The organism is Falsiroseomonas sp. (assembly GCF_041690465.1).
Taxonomy (GTDB): Bacteria; Pseudomonadota; Alphaproteobacteria; order Acetobacterales; family Acetobacteraceae; genus Falsiroseomonas.
Genome location: NZ_JAWLHG010000020.1, coordinates 68,532 through 88,592 on the forward strand (window position 1 = coordinate 68,532; position 20,061 = coordinate 88,592).

The window sequence follows — 20,061 nt, forward strand, 5'->3', positions numbered from 1 at the left end:
AAGCGCAATCACGTCATCCGGCGCGCGTGGTTCCGCGGGCTGTCAGGCGCCGATCACGTCCAGGCCGCGCAGGCCGTGTTCCAGAAGCGTGCGCAGGTCGCGCGGGGCCAAGGCAATGCACCCTTCGGTCGGCCGGAAGTCAGGCCAGGCGAGGTGCAGGAAGATCGCGCTGCCGCGGTCCCGCTCGACCGGATTGTCGTTCCAGCCGAGCACGCCGACGACGTCGTAGAGGTGGTCCTCGCGCCACAGCTTCTCGTGCGAGGCATCGAAGGGCAGGCGGACCGGGCGATTGTAGAGGCGGTGGGTGGGGTCGTCGCACCAGCCATCCTCCGGCGCGATCGGCTCCACCGGCACGGTGCAGCGCGGTGGCGGCCCGCGGTCGGCGCGGAACAGCACGCGGCGCAGCGGCATCAGGGCGGCGGGCGTGGCACCATCCCCTTCGCGCTTCTCGCTGGCGGGCCGCACCCCGCCCTTGCCGAGGGCGCAGCGCAGCACCAGCCCGTCGAAGACCAGCCGCCCTTCCGGCAGGACCCGCGCGAAGCCAGCCTCAGCCGGTGCCATCGCGCGGCTCCGGGCGGGCGGCGAGGGCGGGGGGCGCCGAGGGCGTAGGCGGGGGCGTCGCCGCGCGGGCTTCGTCGAGGGCTGCCATGACGGCAGAGGAGAGCATGCCGAGCGGCCCGCCGAAAAGGCCGCCGCCGAGTACCTGCATCACAGGTGCGATGCGTTCCCCGGTCACCTCCCGGTAGATCGTGCCGATCACCGGCAGATGATGCAGGGGGTTCAGCCCGGCCAGGAACTCACCGAAGGTGATCTCGCCCGGCACGGGAACATGCGCATCGGGCTCCAGCGCCGGCAGTTCCACCGGCGGCAGGCCGGGGGCGCGGGTGAACAGCGCATCGAGCAGCATGGCGGCCTCCCTGTGGCGAGAGAGACGGAGCAAGCCGCGTGCCGCACCCGATCAGCGTTGCTTGCGGTGGCGGCTCACAACTCTCGCTGGCGGCCGGCAAAGCCGGCCGAGGCCGCGAATGCGGCCCGCGCGCAAACCAGCCTGCCAGCCCGCCCGCCAGCGGCCCGCGCGAAAGGCAAGCGGCCGGAGGCCGCGCCCGCCGCCTGAGGGCACACAAAGCTGGCTACGCCAGCAAATGCCCGAAACGCCTTGCCTTGGTGGCGAGGTACTCGTCGTTCACGCCATTGGCGGCGAACTGGTGCGCCTCGCGCCCCTCCACCTCGATGCCGCAGGCGGCGAGGCCGGCCAGCTTGTCCGGGTTGTTGGTCAGCAGCCGCACCCGGCCGATGCCGACCGCGCGCAGCATCTCGGCCGCCACCCAGAAATTGCGCTCGTCGGCGCCGTAGCCCAGCGCCCGGTTGGCATCCAGCGTGTCGAGCCCGCCATCCTGCAGCGTATAGGCGCGCAGCTTGTTGACCAGGCCGATGCCGCGCCCCTCCTGCGCGAGGTAGAGCAGCACGCCGCCGGCCGGGTCCTCGGCCATGCGCCTGATCGCGCCGCGCAGCTGCGGCCCGCAATCGCAGCGCAGCGAGCCGAGCAGGTCGCCGGTGAAGCATTCGGAATGGATGCGCGACAACGGCACCTGGCCCTGCCCCTGGGCCATCTCCGGCTGGCCGACCAGGATTGCCAGGTGCTCGATGCCGCCATCGGCCGCGCGGAAGGCGACGATGCGGGCCTCCGGCGCATCCTCCAGCGGCACGCGCGCCTCGGCGACACGGGTCAGCGTGCCGGCGGCGACGGCCGGATAGGCGGCCACCTGCTCGGCGGTGACGGAGAGCAGGCCGAGGCGCGCACAGGCGGTCTCGGTGGCCGGGGTGACGACCAGCGCCGGCAGCAGGCGGGCGAGCTTGGCGAGCGCGATCGCCGCCGGGGCGAGCGGCGGGGCCTGCACGCGCTCCGGCTCCGCCGGCAGCAGCCGCTCGGCAGTGGGGTCGGCCAGGCTGCGCAGCGCGGCGGGGTCGAGCAGGGCGGGCGGCAGGCGCAGCGCCACCGCACCCGGCTCGGCCGCGTTGCCGCCCGGGACCGCCTGCGGGACCGGCCGCTGCAGCACCGCCGCGGCACGCACCGGCGCCAGCAGCAGCACCGCCGGCCCCCGCGCACCGGCGGCGAGTGCGGCAAGGCCGCGGGCGGAGACCGTCTCGGCGGCGGCGACCAGCAGCGCGCCGTCAGCGCCACGCAGCAGCACCGGCGTGCCGCGGCGAAGTTCGGAGGCGGCACGATGCACCGCGCGCAACCCCAGCGCGGCATCATCCGGCGCCGAAGCGGATCCATCCTCGCGAATCTGTGACGGGAGTGGTCCCGTGGCGTTCATCTGGTGCTTTCCGGTTTGGCGCGGGCATTCACGGTGCGCAATGTGGCGTGGGAAAGGCGTTTGAGAGGGGGCGTGCGGGCAGAAAAACATTCCAGGCGTCAAGCGGCGGTGATCATGCCGAGGTTGCGACAAGGCTTGCCCCTGCCGTCAACCGTGGGGCACTGTGCGGTGCATGGAAAAGCGTTCCGTCGCATCCGCGAGAGGCGACACCACGCTTGCGTGAAACCGACGTGCCGCGGCGACGCTATCGCTGCGATGACAGGAGCGGGAGCAGACATGGCCGGCCCTCGACCCATTCTCGTGGTGGATGACGACGAAGCCCTGCGTGACACGCTCTGCGAGCAGTTGGCGCATGACGGCGAGTTCGCGCCGCAGGCCGCCGGCACCGCGGCGGAAGCGCAGGCCCGCCTCGCGGCGGAGGATGCCCGCTTCGATGCGGTGATCCTGGACATCGGATTGCCGGACGGCGACGGGCGGGAACTCTGCACGCGTCTGCGTCGCAGCGGGCTGCGGATGCCGATCCTGATGCTGACCGGCGCCGATGCCGAGCAGGACATCGTGCGCGGCCTGGACAGCGGCGCGAACGACTACATCGCCAAGCCCTTCCGCGTCTCCGAGCTGACGGCGCGGCTGCGCGCGCAGCTCCGGGTCTTCGACAATTCCGAGGACGCGGTGTTCACCGTCGGGCCCTACACCTTCCGCCCCTCGGCGAAGCTGCTGCTGGATGCGGCGCGCAGCCGCAAGATCCGCCTGACGGAGAAGGAGGCGGCGATCCTCAAATACCTCTACCGCGCCGGCGGGCGCCCGGTGGGGCGGCAGATCCTGCTGAACGAGGTCTGGGGCTACAACAGCGCGGTGACCACCCACACGCTGGAGACGCACATCTACCGCCTCCGGCAGAAGATCGAGCCCGATCCCTCCCAGGCGCGGCTGCTGCTGACCGAAGGCGGTGGCTACCGCCTCGATCCGCAGGCCGGGCGGAGCACGCAGCAGGCGGCGTGAAGGCGCCCCGCCCGGCGCCTGCGGGTGCCGGGCGCAGCGTCCGCGAAGCGCCGCGGGGGTGCCGATGAAGGTGGACGGAAGGTGCCACTGCGGGCGGATCGCCTATGAGGCGGAGATCGATCCGGGTGCCGTCATGGTCTGCCACTGCACGGATTGTCAGGCGCTCTCCGGCAGTGCCTTCCGCACCGTCGCGCTCACCAGGCCCGGCGGGTTCCGGCTGCTCTCGGGCGAGCTGAAAACCTATGTGAAGGTCGCCGAGAGCGGCGCGCGTCGCCACCAGGGCTTCTGCCCGGATTGCGGTTCGCCGATCTACTCGACCTCCGAGGGCGATGAGCCGAAGGTCTACAGCCTCCGCCTCGGCACCTGCACCCAGCGGGCCGAGCTGGTGCCGGTCGCGCAGATCTGGAGCGGCTCCGCCCTGCCCTGGCTGGGCGAGCTTCCCGCCATCGCCCGCCGCCCGAAGGGGTGATCGCGCGCCGCCGTCAGCGCGGCCAGAGCACGAAGCCGAAATCCTTGGCGTTGACCGAGGTGTTGAGGAACAGGTCGAAGCCGAAGCCATGTGCCGCCGCGCGGTCGGCCAGGCTGCGGAAGCCCTCCGGCGTGTAGTAGTGGGCATGCACCGAGTAGTTGCGTGCCACCAGGCTCTCCGGCGTGACGCGCGGCTCGGTCCAGCGGCACCAGCGCTCGTACTTCTCCGGCGTCAGCGTCCATGTGCCGGCAACGAATTCCGCTTCCCACTCGGCGGCGACGCTGGGGGGCTGACGCAGGTCGAAGCAGCCGCCCGGATCGGGCACGACGCCGAGGATCGCGCCGCCGGGCGCCAGCCGCGCACGCCAGTTCCGCAGCACGCCGAGCGGGTTCATCAGATGCTCGAAGACGTGGCTGGAGAAGATGAAATCGAGCGACCCCTCGGCGAAGCCGTCCAGCCGCTGCGCATCGCCGATGACGTAGAGGCCGAACAGCGCCGTGTCGGCGGCGGTCAGCTGGCGGCCCTTGGCGTAGTTGCGCGCCCATTCCTCGATCGGCAGCGCCTCCACATAGGTCACCTCGACGCCGGCGCCGGGGCGGACATGCGGGTTGAGGCCCGGGCCGACCTCCACCCCGCGCCCGCGGATCAACGGGCGCAGCGCCGCGCGGGGGTCGAACACCTCGCCGCTGCGCAGCACGAGCGGCACGCTGCCGGCATTCTCGAGCTCCAGGTCGAACTCTCCCGCCTGGCCGGCCCAGAGCGGCCAGGACAGGCTGACCGGGACCGGCCCGGGGGCCGCGCCCTCGTGCTGCCAGAGCAGCGCCTCGCGCCCCTCGGCGCGAATACGGATGCGGAAGGCCGCGTCCGCGGCCGCGCCAAGCAGGCTCCAGCCGAGGTCACGGGGGAAGACGCGCAGCGCGCGGAACTCCTCCGCCCGGCGCAGCCGCAGCACGGCGCCTGGCGCGAAGGCCCCGCCGAGATGCGACGGGGCAAGGTCGCGCCGTGACGGCTCCACCGCGCCCGGCGGAATCTCGACGCTCCGGTCGGGGCGCTGGAGCAGGTCGTAGAGGTTCATGCCCGTTCCATCTCCCCCGGCTGCCGGGGGGCAGGCTACTCCAGGCGGCAGGCTTCGTCGAAGGAGAGGCGCGGGCTGCGCGGGAACAGGCCCTCAGGGTCGCCATAGCCGAGATTGACCAGGAAGTTGGACTTCCAGCCCGTGCCGGCGAAGAACAGCTCATCCACCTTGCCGTTGTCGAAACCGCTCATCGCGCCGACATCGAGGCCGACCGCGCGTGCGGCCATGATCAGGTAGGCGCCCTGCAGCGTGCCGTTGCGGAAGGCGGAGACCTCGGCGAAAGCCGGGTTGCCGGCGAACCAGGACCGCGCATCGGCATGCGGGAAGAGGAAGGGCAGCTTCTCGTAGAACTCGACGTCATGGGCCACGATCACGGTGACCGGCGCGGTCATCGTCTTCTCGACGTTGCCGGGCGAGAGCGCCTGTTTCAGCTTCGCCTTGGCCTCCGCGGTGCGCACGAAGACGAAGCGCGCGGGCGAGGAATTGGCCGAGGTCGGGGCGTATTTCAGGAGGCTGTAGACCTCCTCGAGCAGGGAATCCGGCACCGGCCGGTCCTGCCAGCGGTTCTGGGTGCGCGCCTCGCGGAACAACTGGTCGAGCGCGCGGTCGTCGAGGATGGTCGGATCGGACAGCATGGCGGGGTCTCCGGTCGGTTCGGTTGCCGCCAAGTTGGGGGCGGGCCGGCCATGTGCCAGGAGCCCCGCCCCGATGGTCGTCATTCCCGCGGTGAATGGCGGGGCGGCGGATCAGCCGCCCTTCAGGCCTCGACCTGCTCCACCCGGACCACTTCCGGCACGTAATGGCGCAGCATCGTCTCGACGCCGTGCTTCAGCGTGGCGCGGGAGGAGGGGCAGCCGCTGCAGGCTCCCTGCATGCGCAGCCGCACCACGCCCTCCCGGAAGCCGCGGAAGACGATGTCGCCGCCATCGCCGGCCACCGCCGGGCGCACGCGAGTATCGAGCAGTTCCTTGATCTGGGTGACGATCTCGCCGTCCTCGGGGGCGAAATCCTCCTCCTCGGCGGCTTCGTCGGCGCCTTCCATCACCGGCAGGCCGGCGAGGTAGTGTTCCATGATGGCGCCGAGCACGCGCGGCTTCAGGCGCTGCCAATCGGCGTCCTCGGTCTTCGTCACGGTGACGAAGTCGTTGCCGAGGAAGACGCGGGCCACCTCGCCGACGCCGAAGATGCGCGCGGCGAGCGGGCTGCGGCCTTCGGCTTCGGGGGCGGCGGTGAAATCGGCAGTGCCGCGGCCGCCCATCACGTCCCGGCCCGGCAGGAACTTCAGGGTGGCGGGGTTGGGCGTGCCTTCCGTCTCGATGAACATCTTCTTCTGCATCCGCGATGCTGGCGTGGCGATACCCGACCTATGTGGTCCTTTTTGCGCCCTGCCGCAATGTCAGCGAAAGATCAGTTCCTCGGGCCGCAAAGCGGCCCCGCGCGCAGGCCGGCCGCATGGCCCGACGCGTCAGCGCGTCGGCGCGCAAGCCAAGGCTGCGGAGCGGCCGCCCGGCGTCTGAGGGCAAAAGATCTACGTCACCCGCTCCAGCGCCTCTTCGCTCAGGTCGCCGGGCACGATGGTCATCGGGACGGCGAGCTTCGCCGCGTAGCGGCCGGCCAGCGCCGAGATCAGCGGACCCGGCCCGCCGCTGCCCGTCGCCGCGGCCAGCACCAGGATGGAGATGCGCGGATCCTCCTCCAGCAGCGCCAGCAACTCGTCGCGCGGGTCGCCCTCGCGGATCAGCAGGATGGGGATGCCGCCGGTCAGCTCGTTCACCTCGGCAGCCAGGCCGGAGAGCAGCTTCTCGGCGTCCTGCCGGCGCTCCTCCGCCAGCATCGCGCCCACGCCGGCCCATTCCACCTGGCCTGCCGGCTCGATCACGCGGAGCAGCGCCACGCGGCCGCCGCTCTTGCGCGCGCGCAGGCAGGCATAGCGCAGCGCCGTGCGCCGCTCCGGGCTGTCGTCCACCACCACCAGGAAGACCCGGTCGCGCCGGTCCTGCGCTGCCTGCGCCTCGCTCATCACCCCCTCCGGAACAGCACGCTGCCCAGCCAGCCGGCGAAGGCCGCCAGCAGGATGCTGGCAACGGCATACAGCACCGGCAGATCCTCCGCGACATCGGCGATCCGCGCCGCCGAGCCCACACGTTCGATCTCCAGCGACAATTCCTGCCGCGCCACCACGCGGCGCTGGCGCACCAGCAGCACCTGCACGCGGTATTCGCCGGTGCGCACGGTGGAGGGCACCGGCAGCCGCGCATGGAACAGCCGCCCGCCCGAGACCTGCACCGGCCGCACCTGGTCCACCCAGAGGCCGCTGCTCTGCTTCAACTCGCGCAGCGCCGCGCGGAAACTCGGCTCTCGGCCGCCGAGCTGGGGCAGCTGCAGCAGGTCGAGGCCGAGGCGGAGCTCCTCGCGATCGGCCTCGCCCAGCATCTCCGCCACCGGGCGCGTCGCCGCGAGCACCCAGAAGGAGGGGATGCGGTTGAACCGGGCCGAGGGCCCGTTGATCCAGAAGCCCAGCACCTGGATCTTGCGGCGGACCACGAGCGAGGTGGCGGGACCGGTGGCGAGCACGATGATCTCGTCGCCGGCCTGGCCGATCAGCCGCTCGGTCGCGCCGAAGACCAGGATCTCGCCGCCGGCGAAGGCGGTGGTCACCTCGATGCGGTTGGTCGAGAGCTCGGCTGCCAGCGCGGGCGGCGCCGCCGGCGGAGCGACCGGCGGCGGCACGGGCTGCGCGAAGGCGCGCCAGGGCAGCAGCAGCACCAGCACCAGCGCCAGCAGCAGCGGCCGCCCGCCCGTCCCGCGGCGTCGCCTCGGCGCGATGCGGGGCAGGGTGCCTTGCATCACACCGCCGGGCCGATGACGAAAAGCTGCTCGGGCACCCGCAGCATGTCCCACAGCAGCGCGGCGGCCACCGCCAGCACCAGCGCGCCGAGCAGCGCGCGCGTCTCCTCGCCGCGCAGCTTGGTCCCCATCGCCGCGCCGAACTGCGCGCCGATCACCCCGCCGGCAAGCAGCAGCATGGTCAGCACGATGTCCACGCTGCCCACCTGCACCGCCTGCAGGAAGGTCACGTTGGCGGTGACGAAGACCACCTGGAACAGCGAGGTGCCGATCACCACCGAGGTCGGCATGCCGAGCAGGTAGATCATCGCCGGCACCAGCATGAAGCCGCCGCCCACGCCCATCACCGCGGAAAGCACGCCGATCGCGAAGCCGATCAGCAGCGGCGGGATGACCGAGATGTAGAGCCGCGACTTGCGGAACCGCATCTTCAGCGGCAGCCCATGGATCCACAGATGCTCATGCAGCCGCGCGGGCCGCGCCTTGCGCCGCCGCAGGATGGCGCCGACGCTCTCGCGCACCATCAGGGCGCCGACGGTGCCGAGCACGACGATGTAGAAGACGGCGACCGCCAGATCCACCTGGCCCGCCCGTCGCAGCCAGGCGAACAACTGCACCCCGGCGGCCGAGCCGGCGAAGCCGCCGACCAGCAGCACCGCGCCCATCCGCACGTCCACATTGCCCCGCCGCCACTGCGCCATCAGCCCGGAGACCGAGGCGCCGAGCGTCTGGTTGGCGCCGGAGCCGACCGCCACGGCGGAGGGAATGCCGATCAGGATCAGCACCGGCGTCAGCAGGAAGCCGCCACCGACGCCGAACAACCCCGACAGCCAACCCACGCCGAAGCCGATGCCCAGCAGCAGCAGGGCATCCACCGACATCTCGGCGATCGGCAGATAGACCTGCATCGCGTGAGGGTTCTTCCACGGCGCGGTGGCGCGAATACGGCGGGATGCACCCTGGAAGCGCGTGCCGCAAGCACCGGGCGGCGGATTCCCGCGCGAAAGGTTTACGACAGGCAAGAACCTGTGGCGCGGGCGCGCGTTCGGCGGGAAGGATTTTGCTGGACACCGACATGCCGACGCGCACCGCCATCGCCGAAGATGCAAGGATCGGCGCGGTCGTGCCGGAAGGTGAACCCGCCCTGCCTCCCCGCATTTCCTGGGGGGCGGTGCTGTCGGGCGCGGTGGTGGCGGTGACCGTGGGCGCGATGCTGAACGTGCTCGGGCTGGCGATCGGTGCCACCTCGATGGAGCCGGCGCAGCCCGGCGCCTCGCCCACGGCCAGCCTGCTCGGCATGCTGGGCGGCATCTGGCTGCTGGTGGCGAACCTGATCGGCCTGGCGATGGGCGGCTGGGTGGCCGCCCGGCTCTCCGGCACCTCGGACGGGACGGATGGCGGGCTGCATGGACTTTCGGTCTGGGCGGTGGCCTTCCTGCTCTCCGCCGTGCTGCTCGGCAACGCCGTCGCCGGCACCGCGAACGCCGCCTTCCAGGGCGCGGCCTCGGCATTCGGCGGCGCGGCGCAGTCCATGACCCGCGGCGCGGGTGAGGCGATCGGCGCCGCCGCCGGCGCGGTTGACCCCGAAGCCCTGCTCGACCGGCTGCAGCGCAGCCTGCGCAGCGGCGGCGACCCGGCCGCGCTCAGCCCGGAGCAGCGCCAGGCGGAGATGGCGCGGATCCTCGGCCTCAGGGTGCGCCAGGGCGGCTTCGAGGCGGGGCAGCGCCAGCGCCTGGCCGAGCTGGCCGCCATTGAATACGGCATCACGCCCGAGGAGGCCGAGCAGCGCATCACGCGGCTGGAGGCGGAAGCGCGCGACCTGGCGCAGCAGGCCGCAAGCGAGGCGCGCCAGGCGGCGGCGGCGGCCTCCGAGGTCGCGGCGATCGGCGCCTATTGGATCTTCGCCGCGATGATGCTGGGCGCGGTGGCGGCGGTGCTCGGCGGCCGGCTCGGCACGCGGCGGACGGTGGCGATACGCGACGTCTGATGCCCGGCGGCCGCGGTTGCCGGCGGCGCGCCGGCGCCGTAGGAGGCCAGCCATGCGCATCTTCGGAACGAGCTTCCCGCGCGCCGGCACGCATCTGCTGACGGCGGCCTTCGCCCGGCTCGGCTTCGCGACGGTGGCCTGCCCCAAGCTCGGCCTCTCGGTCCGGGTGGAGGCGCTGCAGCCGGCGCTGCGGCCCGGGCAGGTCTACGCCTATGGCCATTGGCGCGCCGAACCCGCAGCGGTGGCGGCGCTGCGCGAGCACGGCTTCCAGGTCATCGTGCTGCTGCGCGATCCCCGCGACCTGTGCCTCTCGCTGGCCGATTTCCTGCGCGCCGGCGAGCCGGCCAGCCTGATCGCGCGCGAGCCCTGGATCCAGGCGCTGGACCGGCGGGAGCTGGTGGCGCGGCTGATCACCGGCACCGACCTGGCGGACTTCAACGGCCTGCCGATCGCCCGGCGCTGCGAGGGATGGATCGAGTGGCAGGACCACGGCGCCGTGCTCCTGCGCTACGAGGCGCTGCACGATTCCGCGCGGCGCAGCGCCAGCCTGGCCGGGCTCGCCGCGCTCGGCCTCGATCCCGCCGCCTTCGGCGCGACGCTCGGCGCCTGTCTCGGCGACCGGGGCGGGCGAACCTTCAACACCGGCCGGGCCGATCGCTGGCGGGAGGAGTTCGACGACGGGCTGATCGCGCTGTGGAACCGGCACGCCCGCGGCGTCGCCACGCGGTTCGGCTACGAGGAGTGCCCCGGCGCCGCCGCGGCTTGACCGGGCGGGCGCCCGGGGCGGAGATCGGGGCGGAGATCGCGCCATGTCCGACGATGCCAGGCTTTCCGCGCCCGCCGTGGCGCGCAACCGCGACGCCATCCTGGCGGTGCTGCGCCGCGTTCTGCCGGAGACGGGCCTGGTGCTGGAGGTGGCGAGCGGCAGCGGCGAGCATTGCGCCCATTTCGCCGCCGCCCTGCCGGCGCTGAGCTTCCAGCCGACCGAGCCCTCGGCGGAAGGTCGCGCGAGTTGCGATGCCTGGTGCGCCGGGCTGGCGAACGTCCGTCCCGCATTGCCCCTGGATTCGGCGGCGGAGGCTTGGCCGGTGGATCACGCCGATGCGGTGCTCTGCATCAACATGGCGCATATCGCGCCCTGGTCTGCGACGCTCGGCCTGCTGCGCGGGGCGGCGCGGGTGCTGCCGCCGGGCGGTCCGCTGGTGCTCTACGGGCCGTGGCTCCGCGACGGCGTGGAGACGGCGCCGAGCAACCTCGACTTCGACGCCAGCCTGCGCGCGCGCGACCCCGCCTGGGGCCTGCGGCGGCTGGAGGATCTGGCGGGGGAGGGGGCAACGCTGGGCTTCGCCGCGCCGGAGGTGACGGAGATGCCGGCGAACAACGTCACCGTCGTGCTGCGGCGGAAGCCGTAATTCCCTCCGTGCGGCGGGAAAGCAGCGCGCGCCGCCTCACCCCCCGCGTGTCGCCAGCAGCTGCTTGATCTCGCCGATCGCCTGCCCCGGGTTCAGCCCCTTCGGGCAGGTCCGGGCGCAGTTCATGATGGTGTGGCAGCGATACAGCTTGAACGGGTCCTCGAGCTGGTCCAGCCGGTCACCCGTCGCCTCGTCGCGGGAATCCGCGATCCAGCGATAGGCCTGCAGCAGCACCGCGGGGCCGAGATAGCGGTCGCCGTTCCACCAGTAGCTCGGGCAGGCGGTGGTGCAGCAGAAGCAGAGGATGCACTCCCACAGGCCGTCCAGCTTCGCGCGCTCGTCCTTGCTCTGCAGGCGCTCGGCATCCGGCGGCGGCGGCGTGTCGGACTTCAGCCAGGGCTCGACGGAGCGCAGCTGCGCATAGATCTGGCTGAGGTCGGGGACGAGGTCCTTCACCACCGGCATGTGCGGCAGCGGGCTGATCTTCACATCGCCCTTCACGTCCTCGATCGGCTTGAGGCAGGCGAGCGTGTTCAGCCCGTCGATGTTCATCGAGCAGGAGCCGCAGATACCTTCCCGGCAGGAGCGCCGGAAGGTAAGCGTGCTGTCCACCTCGTTCTTGATCTTGATCAGCGCGTCCAGGACCATCGGGCCGCACTGGTCGAGGTCGATCTCGAAGGTGTCGGTGCGCGGCGTCGCGTCGCTGTCGGGGTCCCAGCGGTAGATCTTGAACGCCTTGACGTTCTTCGCGCCGGCCGGCGCGCGGTGGCGCTGGCCCTCGGTGATCTTGCTGTTCTTGGGGAGGGTGAAGGTGGCCATGGGGTTCCTCAGTACACCCGCGCCTTGGGCGGGAAGACCTGCACCTCGTTCGTCAAGGTGCGCATCTTCACCCCGCGGTAGTCGAGGCGGACCTTCCCGTCCTCGTCACACCAGGCGAGCGTGTGCTTCATCCAGTTCTCGTCGTCGCGGTCGGGGAAGTCTTCCTGCGCATGGGCGCCGCGGCTTTCCTTGCGGGCATCGGCGCTGACGATGGTGGTCATCGCGTTGCCCAGCAGGTTGTCCAGCTCCAGCGCCTCCATCAGGTCGCTGTTCCAGATCAGGCTGCGGTCGGCGACCTTCAGGTCCGCCATCCCGCCCCAGATCTTCCGCATCTTCTCGACGCCCTCCTTCAGGCTGTCGGAAGCGCGGAACACCGCGGCGTGGGTCTGCATGGTGCGCTGCATCTGCAGCCGCAGCTCGGCGGTCGGCGTGCCGCCCTTGGCGTGGCGGATGCGGTCGAAGCGGTCGAGCGAAGCCTCGCCGGCGCCGGCGGGCAGCGGCGCCTGGCTGGCACCGGGCTTGATCGTCTCGGAAGCACGATGCGCCGCGGCGCGGCCGAACACCACCAGGTCGAGCAGCGAATTGGTGCCAAGCCGGTTGGCGCCGTGCACCGAGACGCAGGCCGCCTCGCCCACCGCCATCAGGCCGGGCACCACCGCATCCTCGTCGCCCTTGGTCGGGCGCAGCACCTCGGTGTGGATGTTCGTGGGAATGCCGCCCATGTTGTAGTGGACGGTCGGCAGGATCGGGATCGGCTCCTTCGTCACGTCCACGCCGGCGAAGATCTTCGCCGTCTCGGAGATGCCGGGCAGGCGCTCGTTCAGCAGGTCGGCGCCGAGATGCTCCAGGTGGAGCATGATGTGGTCCTTGTGCTGGCCCACGCCGCGGCCCTCGCGGATCTCCACGCTCATCGCCCGGCTGACCACGTCGCGGCTGGCCAGGTCCTTCGCGGTCGGCGCGTAGCGCTCCATGAAGCGCTCGCCCTCGGAATTCGTCAGGTAGCCGCCCTCGCCGCGCGCGCCCTCGGTGATCAGGCAGCCGGCGCCGTAGATGCCGGTGGGGTGGAACTGCACGAATTCCTGGTCCTGCAGCGGCAGGCCGGCGCGCAGCGCCATCGCATTGCCGTCGCCAGTGCAGGTGTGCGCCGAGGTGCAGGAGAGATAGGCGCGCCCATAGCCGCCGGTCGCGAGCACCACGGTCTGCGCGCGGAAGCGATGCAGGCTGCCATCCTCCAGGCACCAGGCCATCACGCCGCGGCACGCGCCCTCATCGTCCATGATGAGGTCGGTGGCGAAGTATTCCACGAAGAACTCGCAGCCATGCTTGAGCGACTGCTGGTAGAGCGTGTGCAGGATGGCGTGGCCGGTGCGGTCGGCGGCGGCGCAGGCGCGCATCGCCGGCGTCTTGCCGTAATCCTGCATGTGGCCGCCGAAGGGGCGCTGGTAGATGCGGCCATCCTCGGTGCGGCTGAACGGCACGCCATAATGCTCGAGCTCGATCACCGCCGGGATCGCCTCGCGGCACATGTATTCGATGGCGTCCTGGTCGCCGAGCCAGTCCGACCCCTTCACGGTATCGTACATGTGCCAGCGCCAATCGTCCTCGCCCATGTTGCCGAGCGCCGCACCCACGCCGCCCTGCGCCGCGACGGTGTGGCTGCGTGTCGGGAAGACCTTGGTGATGCAGGCGGTCTTGAGGCCCGAGGCGCCCATGCCGAAGGTGGCGCGCAGCCCCGCGCCGCCGGCGCCCACCACCACCACGTCATAGGTGTGGTCCACGATGCGGTAGGCGCCCCCAGGGGACCTGATCGAGGGCTTGGAGATGGCGTTCATCGTGCCGTCCGTTGGTCTGGCCGTGCCCGGGATGGGGCCTGGCCTGTCATCCGATAAGATTGTCGCGCCGCGTCAGACCGCAATCGGCAGGGCCACGATCCGCACCACCGCCAGCACCGCCGCGATGCCGAGCAGCCAGCAGATTCCCTTCACCGCCAGGATCAGTGCGATCTTCAGCCATTCCTGGTTGGTGTAGTCCTCGATCACGACCTGCAGGCCGGAGGCGGTGTGCTGGAAGGTCAACGCGACCAACGCCAACAGCAGCACGGCATTGAGCGGCTGCCTGATCCACAGCACCGCCTCGACATGCGTCATGCCGGCGGAGGTCGCCAGCGAGACGATGAACCAGATGGTCAGCGGCAGCAGCGCGATGGAGCTGACGCGCTGCATCCACCAGTGATGCGTGCCCTGCTTGGCGGAACCCGATCCGCGCACCCGCCGCAGCGGCGTCTGCAGCAGGCGCTGGCGCGGCGGCTGGCCGGAGGTGGTGTGCGACATGGTTCAGCCCCTCACCAGGAGACGATCAGCGCCAGCCAGGTGAGCGCCGTCAGCACGCCGGTGCCGATCAGGACCGCACGGCCGGTCTTGTAGACGGTCGGGATGTCGTAGCCCCAGCCCGCATCCCAGGCGAGGTGGCGGATGCCGGCCAGCGTGTGGAACCACGCCGCGGCGATAACGCCCATCAGCAGCAGGATGCCGAGGAAGGAGCCGAGGAACCACTGCACCGCGTCGAAGGCGCGGGGACCGGCGGCGGCGGCGACCAGCCACCAGGTCATCACCACCACCCCCGCCACCCAGACGATGCCGGTGATGCGGTGCGAGATGGAGATCGCGCTGGTCATCTGCAGCATGTCATAGACCTGCAGGTGCGGTGAGAGCGGCCGACGGATCAGCGTGCCGTCCGACCGGCGACCGACCATGGTCGCCTCCCGTGAATCCTGCATGATGGACATGCCGAGACCGCTCCTCATTGCGCGCGCGGATTGCCCCGGCGCCGGATGGAGGCGGACCCCGGGCAGGGCCCCTCACCGGCGACGGACGCGACACGCACCTTCCTCGCCCGTCTCTTTATGGTGCAGCGCGCAAGCCCGTCAACGCAGGTGCCCGCGGTACCTGCATGGCCGCACACGCATGGCAGGGTCTTCGCGGCCGCCTGCCCCCGCCCCGCCAGCCTCCGTCCCGCCCGGGCACCCGCGTGTGGATAAAACGCTCCTGGCACAATTCCGAACACAATAAGGCAACGTTTAGCGTATAATGCTCCTATGCAGTTCCCGCTGCGGTTCCGCCGCGGCTCCACCCCATCCAGCCTCCCCCCCCCGGAGCCAAGGACAGAAGCGGCGATCGATGGCCAGAGCTTTGACCGCATCCGGGTTCGACGCTGCGCGGGCGATGTTCCTGCTCGACCTCGCGCTGGCCCTGATCGCCTGGCCGGTCTCCATCGCGCTGCTGTTCGGCAACCTGCCGGAGGAAGGGCGCCCCGGCTCCCTGCCGCTGGTGCTCTACCCCGCCTGCTACCTGCTGTTCCTCTACAGCCTCGGCCTCTACCGACGGGATGCGCTGCTCGATCCCGGCCGGGCGCTGCAGCGGGTTCCCTTCGCCGCCGGGCTCGGGGCCTTCGCCGCCTCCTGCGGGGTCGCGCTGCTGCTGCTGGTGCTGGATGGCGCGGTGCCGGACGGCCTGCCGGAGCTGTTTGTCACCGGCGCCGTCGGCTTCACCCTCGCCGGCGCCGCCGCGCGCCTGGTGTTCCGCGCGCTGCGCCGGATGCGGCTGTTCCGCCGGCGGATGCTGATCATCGGCGCCGGGCGCCGCGCCTGGGACCTGGTCTGGCTGCTGCGCAACGAGGGCCGCACCGCCGGCTATGTCATCGCCTGCGTGCACGGGCCGGAGATGGGCGAGCTCGACCCTCGCCTGGAAGAGGATCCGGACATCCAGATGTTCCGCGGCAATCTGGGCTTCCTGGCGGCGGCGGAGGAATTCGGCGCCGAGCAGATCGTCGTCGCCCCGGATGAGCGGCGCGGCCTGAAGATGCAGGCGCTGCTGGCCTGCCGCACCGCCGGCTTCCCGGTGGTCGAGTATCTCGGCTGCCTGGAGCGGGAGATCGGCCGCATCGACATGAAGCGGCTGGAGCTCGGCTGGCTGCTCTATTCCGACGGCTTCGGCGCCAGCCAGCTCGACCACGCGCTGAAGCGCGGGCTCGACATCCTGGTCAGCCTGCTGCTGCTGCTGGCGACCGCGCCCTTCCTGCTGGGCGCCGCGCTGGCGGTGAAGCTGCAGGATGGCGGGCCGGTGCTCTACCGGCAGGCGCGCGTGACGCTGGATGGCCGCCCCTTCCGCATCATGAAGCTGCGCACCATGCGGGTGGACGCCGAGAAGGCCGGCGCCACCTGGGCGGCGGAGCGCGATCCGCGCATCACCGCGATCGGCCGTTTCCTGCGGCGGACGCGGATCGACGAGCTGCCGCAGCTGCTGAACGTGCTGCTCGGCGACATGTCGCTGGTCGGCCCGCGGCCGGAGCGACCGGAATTCATCGGCAAGCTGGCCGAGGAGCTGCCGCTCTACGACGAGCGGCACCGGGTGAAGGCGGGCCTGACCGGCTGGGCGCAGGTGAACTACCCCTATGGCGCCTCGCTGGACGATGCGCGCTCCAAGCTCAGCTACGACCTCTACTACGTGAAGAATTTCAGCGTGATGTTCGACCTGCGCATCCTGGCGCAGACGCTCCGCGTGGTGCTGTGGCCGAGCGGGGCGCGGTGAGGGCGCCGACCGGCCCGTACCACTACTGCAGCAGCTTCATCCGCACCAGCTCCTCCGCCACCTGCACGGCATTCAGCGCCGCGCCCTTGCGCAGCGTGTCGGTGGCGCACCAGAAGGCAAGCCCGTGCGGAACCGTCAGGTCGCGGCGCAGGCGGCTGACGAAGACGGCATCCTCGCCGGCGGTCTCGGCGGGGGTGACGTAGCCGGCCTCCTCCCGCCGGTCGAGCACGACGATGCCCGGCGTGGCGCGCAGTGCCGCCCAGGCCTCCTTCTCGGCGACGGGCTTCTCGAAGGCCACCACCACCGAGGCCGCGTCGCCGATGAACACGGGCACGCGCACGCAGCTCGCCACCGCCGTGAAATCGGGGTCCAGCAGCTTGCGCAACTCCAGCGCGATGCCCGCCTCCTCCTTCGTGTCGCCATCGTCGCCGATGTCGCCGACCTGCGGGATCAGGTTGAAGGCGATGTTCTTCGGGAACTGCTCGGCCGGCGGCGGCTCGTTCACGTAGAGGCCACGGGTCTGGGTCCAGAGCTCGTCCATCGCCTCCTTGCCGGCGCCGGACACCGCGTGAAAGCCGGTGACGACGGCGCGGCGGGCCTGGCCGATGGCGTGCAGCGGCTTCAGCACCATCGCCACCGCCGTCGCGATGCTGCCGGGGCAGGCGACGATGCGCCGCTTGCGGGCGCGGGTCAGCGTGCCGGCGTTCACCTCCGGCACCACCAGCGGCACGTCCGGCTCCATCCGGAAGCGGGCCGAGAGGTCGATCACGAAGGCCCCGGCCGCCGCGGCGCGGGGGGCCTCGGCGGCGCTGGCGGCCTCGCCGGCGGCGAAGAAGGCCAGGTCGGTGTCGCGGAAGTCATGGCCGTCGAGCGCCCGCACACGGAGCACCTTCTCCTCGCCGAAGGAGACCTCCTGCCCGCCGGCGCGGCCGGGGGCGAGGGCGATCACCTCATCGGCGGGGAAGCCGCGTTCGGCGAGCGTGCGCAGGATCTCGCGCCCGACCTGGCTGGTGGCACCGGCCACCGCGACCTTCAAACCCATCGTGCTGCCCGATCCTTCGCTGGACCCGGCAGTTAGGCACCCCGCCCCCCGAGAGCAACCGGCCGGGTGGCGGGGCGGGCCTCACATCGCGCGCACGGCCTTCAGGAAGCCGGCGGATTTCTCCCGCAGCGCCGCGGCCTGGCCCGCCAGGGCGCCGCTGTCGTCGCGCATCGCGGCGGCGGAGCCGCCAGTGGCTTCCGCCGCGCCGCGCACGCCCTCGATCCGGCCGGCGACCAGCTGGGTCGCCTCCGCCACCTGCGCCGCGCTGCGCGCGATCTCCTGCGTCGCCGCGCCCTGTTCCTCCACCGCCGCGGCGATGGTGGTGGCGATCTCGCTGGTGCGCTCCACCGTCGTGCCGATGCCGCGGATGGCGATGACCGCCTGCTGCGTGGCCGCCTGCATCTCGGCGATCTGGCGGCCGATCTCCTCGGTCGCCCGCGCCGTCTGGCCGGCGAGCGACTTCACCTCGCTGGCGACCACCGCGAACCCCTTGCCGGCCTCGCCGGCGCGCGCCGCCTCGATGGTGGCGTTGAGCGCGAGGAGGTTGGTCTGGCCGGCGATGTCGCCGATCAGCCGCACCACGTCACCGATCCGCGCCGCGGCCTCCGACAGGCCCTGCACCGTGGCATCCGTGGCGCGCGCCTCGGCCACCGCGCGGCTGGCGACTTCCGCGGCCTCGCCGACGCGGCGTGCGATCTCGGTGACGCTCGCCGCCATCTCCTCCGCCGCCGCGGCGACGGATTGCACATCGCCATGGGCGCGCCCGCCCGCCTCCGCCACCGCATGCGCCTCCTCGCCGGACGTCGCGGCGGCGGCGGAGAGTTCGCGCGCCGAAGCCTGCAGCCGCTCCGCCGAGCTCGCCACCGCATCCACCACCGCGCCGACCTCGCGTTCGAAGGTGTCGGCCAGGCGCACCTTCTCGGTGGCAAGGTTCCAGCTGAGCATCGCCCCGGCATAGCCGCCGGCGGCGTCGCGGATGGCGGAGATGCGCAGCTCGATCACCTCCGGCCCCAGCTTGATGCGCGAGGTGTGCGGCAGCCGGGACGGATCGGCGAGGATGGCGCGCTGCTGCTCCGGGTGCCGGTGCAGCACGTCGATGCTCCGGCCGATCACCTGGTCGGGCGGCACCGGCAGGTGGGCGGCGATGCGGTCCAGCAGGGTGCGGGCCTCGGCGTTCAGGTAGGTGATGCGGAAATCGTCCTTCGGGTCGGCGTTCATCACCGCTGCGGGCAGCTGTTCCAGCATCTGCCCCTGGGCGAAGGCCTGCCCGGCCGTGCCGCGCAGCGTCTCCAGCGCGTCCGCGATGATGCCGATCTCGTCGCGGCGCCCGCGATCGCCGACCGGGACCGTCGCGTCGCCGCCGGCGATGGCGCGCATCGCGGACGCCAGCCGGCGCAGCGGTGCGCCGACGGTGCGCGCCGTCAGCAGCCCCGACAGGACCACCACCAGCGCCACCGCGATGCCGGCCCAGAGCGTGCCGCTGCGCATGCCCGAGGCGGCCGCCAGCAGGCCCGCGCGGTGCGCGGCGGCGGCGGTTTCGCTCGCGTCGTTGAGCGCCGCCAGCTCACGGCGGAGCGCCTCGCGCGCCGGCAGCACGCGCTCGGCACGGATCTTCGCCACCTCGTCGCCGGCCTGCAGCACGCCCTCCGCGGCCTGCGCCAGGGCGATGGCGCGCTCGGAGAGGCGGGCGAAATCCTCGCGCAGGCGCTGCGGCGCCTCGGTCACCGAGGCCAGGCCGCGGCCATGCACGCGGGCCTGGGCGATGCCGCGGCGGACACGCCGCACCTGGCTCTCCTCGCCGGCCGCCAGCAGGCGCTGCACCCCGATCCGCACATCGTTCACGGCGTTGTGCACGGTCATCAGCCGCTGGCGCACATCCTCCTGCGCCTCGGCCGACACATCGAAGACGATGCTGCCATTCACCGCCTCGAACACCATGTCGTAATCGGCGGACTGGCCGAACAGCCCGGTGTCGCGCAGCTCGATCAGCTTCGCGCGTTCCTCCGCCAGCGCGGCCAGCGCGGCGCGGTAGCTGGTGGCGGCGCTGCGCAGCGGGCCGAGCGCCGCGGCCATCGCCGGGTCGCCATGGCTCTCCACGCCGGCGGCCAGGTCGCGCAGCGCGGTGTCGAGGCCGGCGAGCATGCGGTCGCGTGCCGGCGCCTGGCCGGCGGCATCCGGGGTCAGCAGCAGGTCGCGCTCCAGCACCGCGACATCGCGCAAGGCGGCATTGGCGGCGGCGATGCGGTCCTGCGCCTGCTCGCGACGCGTCTGGTCGCGCTGCACCTCCACCACGACCCCGGTCTCGACCCAGACCAGGGCGACCAGCGCGGAGAGCAGCAGCACCGCAAGCGCGGCCGAGGCGGCGAGCTTCCGCCCGACGGGGAGGTTGAGAAGCAGGCGCATGGCAGTCTTCCTTGAGACGAGGCGAACCTCGCGCAACCTGCCAGCGCGGCCTTGACGTGGGGTGAACGAGACGCGCGCGCCCTGGCCGTTGCCGGCCAGGG

Annotated in this window: 21 protein-coding genes; 6 read left to right on the forward strand and 15 right to left on the reverse strand. The window is 72.1% G+C overall.

Features of this window, described 5'->3' with window-relative positions:
- Positions 1-42 precede the first annotated feature (42 nt).
- The 3 genes from ACESM1_RS18505 to ribA all read right to left on the reverse strand — a co-directional run bounded on the left by ACESM1_RS18505 (position 43) and on the right by ribA (position 2,318).
- Positions 43-561, reverse strand: a complete 519-nt coding sequence (locus tag ACESM1_RS18505) for a L,D-transpeptidase (RefSeq protein ID WP_372622579.1) — start codon at positions 559-561, stop codon at positions 43-45.
- A complete protein-coding gene (locus tag ACESM1_RS18510) occupies positions 548-907 on the reverse strand; it encodes a hypothetical protein (protein ID WP_372622581.1) in 360 nt (119 codons plus the stop codon). Before ACESM1_RS18510 ends, ACESM1_RS18505 begins: the two co-directional genes overlap by 14 nt.
- Before the next feature lie 223 nt (positions 908-1,130).
- Positions 1,131-2,318 carry a GTP cyclohydrolase II RibA gene (gene ribA / locus ACESM1_RS18515; protein WP_372622582.1) on the reverse strand — a complete coding sequence of 396 codons (1,188 nt, stop codon included), beginning with the start codon at positions 2,316-2,318 and terminating at the stop codon, positions 1,131-1,133.
- A 276-nt stretch (positions 2,319-2,594) separates the two neighbouring features.
- On the opposite strand from ribA, the gene ACESM1_RS18520 reads away from it, so the two are divergent.
- Positions 2,595-3,320: a response regulator transcription factor gene (locus ACESM1_RS18520; RefSeq protein ID WP_372622584.1), complete on the forward strand. Its 726-nt coding sequence runs from the start codon at positions 2,595-2,597 to the stop codon at positions 3,318-3,320.
- Positions 3,321-3,384: 64 nt separating this feature from the next.
- Positions 3,385-3,789, forward strand: a complete 405-nt coding sequence (locus ACESM1_RS18525) for a GFA family protein (protein ID WP_372622634.1) — start codon at positions 3,385-3,387, stop codon at positions 3,787-3,789.
- A 13-nt stretch (positions 3,790-3,802) separates the two neighbouring features.
- Here the strand turns inward: ACESM1_RS18525 and ACESM1_RS18530 are convergent, their stop codons facing one another.
- The 6 genes from ACESM1_RS18530 to ACESM1_RS18555 all read right to left on the reverse strand — a co-directional run bounded on the left by ACESM1_RS18530 (position 3,803) and on the right by ACESM1_RS18555 (position 8,619).
- Positions 3,803-4,864 carry a class I SAM-dependent methyltransferase gene (locus tag ACESM1_RS18530; RefSeq protein WP_372622586.1) on the reverse strand — a complete coding sequence of 354 codons (1,062 nt, stop codon included), beginning with the start codon at positions 4,862-4,864 and terminating at the stop codon, positions 3,803-3,805.
- A gap of 35 nt (positions 4,865-4,899) precedes the next feature.
- The gene (locus ACESM1_RS18535) at positions 4,900-5,499 is read right to left on the reverse strand and encodes a malonic semialdehyde reductase (protein WP_372622588.1); all 600 of its coding nucleotides are present in this window, start codon (positions 5,497-5,499) and stop codon (positions 4,900-4,902) included.
- A 122-nt stretch (positions 5,500-5,621) separates the two neighbouring features.
- Complete coding sequence (locus tag ACESM1_RS18540; RefSeq protein ID WP_372622636.1) at positions 5,622-6,188, reverse strand: NifU family protein; 567 nt, start codon at positions 6,186-6,188, stop codon at positions 5,622-5,624.
- A 204-nt stretch (positions 6,189-6,392) separates the two neighbouring features.
- Positions 6,393-6,884 (reverse strand): universal stress protein, encoded by a 492-nt coding sequence (locus tag ACESM1_RS18545; protein ID WP_372622590.1) that lies wholly within the window; start codon positions 6,882-6,884, stop codon positions 6,393-6,395.
- Complete coding sequence (locus ACESM1_RS18550; RefSeq protein ID WP_372622592.1) at positions 6,884-7,711, reverse strand: TIGR02186 family protein; 828 nt, start codon at positions 7,709-7,711, stop codon at positions 6,884-6,886. Before ACESM1_RS18550 ends, ACESM1_RS18545 begins: the two co-directional genes overlap by 1 nt.
- Positions 7,711-8,619 carry a sulfite exporter TauE/SafE family protein gene (locus ACESM1_RS18555; protein WP_372622594.1) on the reverse strand — a complete coding sequence of 303 codons (909 nt, stop codon included), beginning with the start codon at positions 8,617-8,619 and terminating at the stop codon, positions 7,711-7,713. The genes ACESM1_RS18550 and ACESM1_RS18555 overlap by 1 nt, the downstream gene beginning before the upstream one ends.
- Positions 8,620-8,786: 167 nt before the next feature.
- Here ACESM1_RS18555 and ACESM1_RS18560 point away from each other — a divergent pair, with 167 nt between their 5' ends.
- Genes ACESM1_RS18560 through ACESM1_RS18570 form a run of 3 tightly spaced genes read left to right on the forward strand, consistent with a single transcriptional unit; the run spans position 8,787 to position 11,110 of the window.
- A complete protein-coding gene (locus tag ACESM1_RS18560; protein WP_372622596.1) occupies positions 8,787-9,698 on the forward strand; it encodes a hypothetical protein in 912 nt (303 codons plus the stop codon).
- 52 nt (positions 9,699-9,750) lie between these two features.
- Entirely contained in the window at positions 9,751-10,464 is a 714-nt protein-coding gene (locus ACESM1_RS18565) for a hypothetical protein (RefSeq protein WP_372622598.1), read from the forward strand.
- A gap of 43 nt (positions 10,465-10,507) precedes the next feature.
- Positions 10,508-11,110 (forward strand): DUF938 domain-containing protein, encoded by a 603-nt coding sequence (locus tag ACESM1_RS18570; protein ID WP_372622600.1) that lies wholly within the window; start codon positions 10,508-10,510, stop codon positions 11,108-11,110.
- Between the two features lie 36 nt (positions 11,111-11,146).
- Here ACESM1_RS18570 and ACESM1_RS18575 read toward each other — a convergent pair whose 3' ends face one another.
- The 4 genes from ACESM1_RS18575 to sdhC all read right to left on the reverse strand — a co-directional run bounded on the left by ACESM1_RS18575 (position 11,147) and on the right by sdhC (position 14,714).
- Positions 11,147-11,929: a succinate dehydrogenase iron-sulfur subunit gene (locus ACESM1_RS18575; RefSeq protein ID WP_372622602.1), complete on the reverse strand. Its 783-nt coding sequence runs from the start codon at positions 11,927-11,929 to the stop codon at positions 11,147-11,149.
- A gap of 8 nt (positions 11,930-11,937) precedes the next feature.
- Positions 11,938-13,761, reverse strand: coding sequence for a succinate dehydrogenase flavoprotein subunit (gene sdhA, locus ACESM1_RS18580; RefSeq protein ID WP_372622603.1), 1,824 nt, complete (start codon positions 13,759-13,761; stop codon positions 11,938-11,940).
- A 72-nt stretch (positions 13,762-13,833) separates the two neighbouring features.
- Positions 13,834-14,259: a succinate dehydrogenase, hydrophobic membrane anchor protein gene (sdhD, locus tag ACESM1_RS18585; protein WP_372622605.1), complete on the reverse strand. Its 426-nt coding sequence runs from the start codon at positions 14,257-14,259 to the stop codon at positions 13,834-13,836.
- 11 nt (positions 14,260-14,270) lie between these two features.
- The gene (gene sdhC, locus ACESM1_RS18590) at positions 14,271-14,714 is read right to left on the reverse strand and encodes a succinate dehydrogenase, cytochrome b556 subunit (RefSeq protein ID WP_372622607.1); all 444 of its coding nucleotides are present in this window, start codon (positions 14,712-14,714) and stop codon (positions 14,271-14,273) included.
- 403 nt (positions 14,715-15,117) lie between these two features.
- Here sdhC and ACESM1_RS18595 point away from each other — a divergent pair, with 403 nt between their 5' ends.
- A complete protein-coding gene (locus tag ACESM1_RS18595; protein ID WP_372622609.1) occupies positions 15,118-16,515 on the forward strand; it encodes a TIGR03013 family XrtA/PEP-CTERM system glycosyltransferase in 1,398 nt (465 codons plus the stop codon).
- Positions 16,516-16,537: 22 nt separating this feature from the next.
- Here the strand turns inward: ACESM1_RS18595 and ACESM1_RS18600 are convergent, their stop codons facing one another.
- Positions 16,538-17,557 carry an aspartate-semialdehyde dehydrogenase gene (locus tag ACESM1_RS18600; protein WP_372622611.1) on the reverse strand — a complete coding sequence of 340 codons (1,020 nt, stop codon included), beginning with the start codon at positions 17,555-17,557 and terminating at the stop codon, positions 16,538-16,540.
- A gap of 81 nt (positions 17,558-17,638) precedes the next feature.
- On the reverse strand, positions 17,639-19,960 hold the full coding sequence (locus ACESM1_RS18605) for a methyl-accepting chemotaxis protein (protein ID WP_372622613.1): 2,322 nt from the start codon (positions 19,958-19,960) through the stop codon (positions 17,639-17,641).
- Positions 19,961-20,061: the final 101 nt, after the last annotated feature.